Source organism: Micromonospora sp. CPCC 206060, assembly GCF_036906895.1.
GTDB lineage: Bacteria > Actinomycetota > Actinomycetes > Mycobacteriales > Micromonosporaceae > Micromonospora.
Genome location: NZ_JBAKHU010000174.1, coordinates 1 through 3,181 on the forward strand (window position 1 = coordinate 1; position 3,181 = coordinate 3,181).

Annotated in this window: 6 protein-coding genes and 1 pseudogene; all 7 read right to left on the reverse strand. The window is 71.9% G+C overall.

Annotated elements, in window-relative coordinates:
• Positions 1–600 (reverse strand): annotated as a pseudogene (locus V6U90_RS32885) (cell division protein FtsK); the annotation flags it as partial.
• Between the two features lie 153 nt (positions 601–753).
• Positions 754–963, reverse strand: coding sequence for a hypothetical protein (locus tag V6U90_RS32890; RefSeq protein ID WP_334444996.1), 210 nt, complete (start codon positions 961–963; stop codon positions 754–756).
• Positions 964–1,049: 86 nt separating this feature from the next.
• Entirely contained in the window at positions 1,050–1,214 is a 165-nt protein-coding gene (locus V6U90_RS32895) for a hypothetical protein (protein WP_334444998.1), read from the reverse strand.
• A gap of 80 nt (positions 1,215–1,294) precedes the next feature.
• A complete protein-coding gene (locus tag V6U90_RS32900) occupies positions 1,295–2,239 on the reverse strand; it encodes an ABC transporter permease (RefSeq protein WP_334445000.1) in 945 nt (314 codons plus the stop codon).
• Positions 2,236–2,520, reverse strand: a complete 285-nt coding sequence (locus V6U90_RS32905) for a hypothetical protein (RefSeq protein WP_334445002.1) — start codon at positions 2,518–2,520, stop codon at positions 2,236–2,238. The genes V6U90_RS32900 and V6U90_RS32905 overlap by 4 nt, the downstream gene beginning before the upstream one ends.
• 5 nt (positions 2,521–2,525) lie before the next feature.
• Entirely contained in the window at positions 2,526–2,900 is a 375-nt protein-coding gene (locus V6U90_RS32910) for a hypothetical protein (RefSeq protein ID WP_334445004.1), read from the reverse strand.
• Complete coding sequence (locus V6U90_RS32915) at positions 2,897–3,076, reverse strand: hypothetical protein (RefSeq protein WP_334445006.1); 180 nt, start codon at positions 3,074–3,076, stop codon at positions 2,897–2,899. Before V6U90_RS32915 ends, V6U90_RS32910 begins: the two co-directional genes overlap by 4 nt.
• Positions 3,077–3,181 lie beyond the last annotated feature (105 nt).

Consider the following 3,181-nt stretch of genomic DNA (forward strand, 5'->3'; position numbering starts at 1 on the left):
GGTCAACGCCCACCACGGGGCGACCGCCCACACGATCGGCCCACCGACCGCGATGGTCAGCGCTTCGGCGGTGAGGACCAGGCCGCGCCATGTGCGGGTGGCCTTCACCTCCCGGTGCAGCTTGTGCCACATCGCCGCGTCTCCGGCATTGGCGGCGGCCTGCCGTAACCCGGTCTGCTCGGCCACCCACCACCAGCGCAACTGCCGTCCGGTCAGCCGGAACAACCCGGCCGTGGCCCAGAACCCGGCCTGCACCGCGTACCAGGGAGCGCGCACCGTGTGGAACCCGACCCGGTAGGCGGCCAACTCGGCGGCCTGCCGCAGACTGTGTTTGATGTTGCGCCACCCCGACCAGCCCGGCGGGATGATCGGCCGTCGACCGGACGACGCGACCGGCGGCGGGTCGACCAGCATCCCGCCACGCTGCGGCACCTCGTCCAACGTCACATCAACGTGCGTGTCACCAGCCGGACGAGGCCGGGGCAGGGCACGGCGGGCGCGGGCGTCGTCCAGGTCCACCACCTCCGCACCACCGGTGGCGTCGTCCAGGTCCGCTTCGGCGGCGTGCCAGTCGAAGCGATCATCGTTCGGGGGGTTCATGATGGTGTTTCCTCCATCGGATCAGTTCTCGGATCGGCTGGGGCCGGCGGCACGGCACGGTTTGCGAGGCCAGGGGCCGTGCCGCCGGGTCGGTCAGCGGCCGCCGGTCGGTGACCGCCTTGATGGCCTGTTGCGCGGCGCGCTGGGCGGGGGTCAGCGGCCGAAGGTGAGGCCGCCCCGGATCTCGTCGGCCTGCCGGCCGACCGTGGCGTTGCCGGTGCAGGTGTTCTCGGTCCGAACCGGGCCGGTGTTGGTAGTGCTGGTGTCCTCCGGGGTCTTGCCGGTGTCGTGGCGGCCGGTGACCTGACCGACCTGGATGGCGACGCGGTCGTTGCCGGACGCCACGTTCCTCTTGCTGCCCATGACAGGTGTTCCCTTCCGGCGGCCAGACTCTCTGGCTGCCACCACCGCCACCGGGTGATGAGCCGGTGGCGACGGAAGCGGTCAGATCAGCGGCGGCCGGTCTTGCGTTCGATCCGGTCGGCGGCCTTCGCGCCGGGGCTGCCGGCCGGAAGTCGGGCTTCCCGGGTCGCGGTCACCGCGATCGACGGGCAGTAGCCGCACGTGCCGGCGTTGTTGCAGGTGCAGGCGGGGGGTCGGGTACGGTTGAACATTCCGACGGACCTCCAGTCCGTAGAGGGGCCGGCGGCACAGCACTGGTTTCCAGGCCGTAGGGCTGTGCCGCCGGGCGAAATCAGGAGTCGTGGCGCATCAGGTGGGCCAGGGCGGCGCCCATGCCGAGGACGACCACGGGCAGGCAGGCCACGAGGGTGGTGATCCACCACGGGGCGGCGGTCATGCCGACGGACTCCATCAGGTGATAGGCCACCTGGCCGAGCGCACCCAGCAGCAGCGACCCGATAGCCGACCACTTGGCGAACCGGCGGGCGGGTGCCGGGACCTGACCGGACAGCCACGCGCGCAGGGCGTAGGCGGCGTAGGTCTCCACCCCGATTGGCAGGGTGATCGCGGTGTTGACCGACAGGCTGTCCCAGATCCCCGGTAGCGGGTGGACCACCCCGAACCCAGTGAGTCCGCCGAGTCCGACCCACCCGGACCAGATCGCCACGAACGCGGGCAGGGCCAGCAGCAGCACCGGCCACGTCCGCACCGGCCGAACCGACCTGGGTGCCTCACTGGTCGGGGTGGTGGTGATGTTGGAACCCGGGTGACCGACCGTCGTGACCTGCTCGACCTGCTCGACGGCGGGGGCCGGTGCGGCGGCCTTCGGCGATCCGGGCGGGGTGGTACGTGCCCGGGTGTCCGGGGCCTGCTCGACCGGTTCCGCGGTGGCGTACTCCCACGGGTCGACGGGCTGCTCGGCGCCGGCCTGGTCGTCGTCGACCGGCTCCACCTCGGCCGGTTCGGACCCGGGTACGGGCGCGGATGGTGCCAGGTCCGGGCCGATCGGTTCGGAGTAGTCGAACGACACCGCTACCGGCTCGGCGGCGGCCGGGGCGGCGACGGCGAGTAGCCGAGTCCGCAGCTCGTCTGCCTTCGGCGCGCCGATACGGAACTCGCGCATCAGCCGGTTCCGGCTCGGCACCTCACCCAACTCGATGGCCAACTCAAGAGCCGGGCGCAGCAGCTCTTCCACCGGTTGCGGGTAGCGGGTGCCGTTGATCGTGGGGGCGGTCATCGGGTCACTCCGTTCTCGGTATCGACGTCGGGGAAGCAGGCCGGGGCGGTGCACGCCAGGGCGCCGAGATGGTCGGCCCACCCGGCGGACAACTCCCGGCACTCCGCACCCTGCGGGGCGCACGCGGCCGAAACGACGGTGCGCTGGTCGTACTTGTTGTCCGGGGCGATCCGCCGGTACGTCGGCCGATGGGCCAGGGTGCCCGCACCTACCGGCAGGCGGACCGCGACGGACGCACCGCCGCTGGTCATCGCGCGCGGCAGACGCCTCGACTCGGTCACGGCCATCACGCCACCGCCTCGACCTGCTCGGCCGGGGCCGGCACGGTGATGTACGACTTCACCGCGACCTGGTGACCGGTGTCCGGGTACTGGAGGGCCATCGCCTCGTACGGCTGGAACCAGCCGGTCGACCGGTGCGAGTGCGCCCCCGACTCCATCGGGCAGAGGACCATCGCCGGGGCGGGCAGGTTCAGCCAGGTGGCCCACAGCTCCACCGCCGTGGGATCGTCGTCGCGGACGAACAGCTCAAGCCGGCCGTGGCTGATCCCTTCGCCGATGTTGATGCCCATGGGCACGGGCATCCCGGCGGCGATACCGGCGGCGACCAGGGCGAACACCTGGTCCCGGGTCGCGGTCGGCTGGTCAGTGGTCGTGGTCATCGGTGGTTGTCCTTCCGGTTGGCGGGTCGGGGGGTGGGTGCGGGCCGGTGTTCACTGACGCCCCACGTCCGGTCGCCCTTGGCGGACCCGGTGAAGCCGTCACGACCGGCGGAGGTGAACACGTCAGGGCTGGTGCTGAACGGCTTACGAGTGCGCTTCGGCTCCCGGGCGGTCACGCGGTCACCTCAGGTGCGTCGAGCGCGTCGGCGAGCAGGGCACGGTGGGCGGCGAACACCTCACCGCCGTAGTGGTCGGCCAGGTCGCGCACCAGGTCGGCATAG

Bases quoted from the DNA above. Each gene is read 5' to 3' on its own strand.
- V6U90_RS32890 (WP_334444996.1), bottom strand. From the start codon at position 963: ATGGGCAGCAAGAGGAACGTGGCGTCCGGCAACGACCGCGTCGCCATC.
- V6U90_RS32895 (WP_334444998.1), bottom strand. From the start codon at position 1,214: ATGTTCAACCGTACCCGACCCCCCGCCTGCACCTGCAACAACGCCGGC.
- V6U90_RS32900 (WP_334445000.1), bottom strand. From the start codon at position 2,239: ATGACCGCCCCCACGATCAACGGCACCCGCTACCCGCAACCGGTGGAA.
- V6U90_RS32910 (WP_334445004.1), bottom strand. From the start codon at position 2,900: ATGACCACGACCACTGACCAGCCGACCGCGACCCGGGACCAGGTGTTC.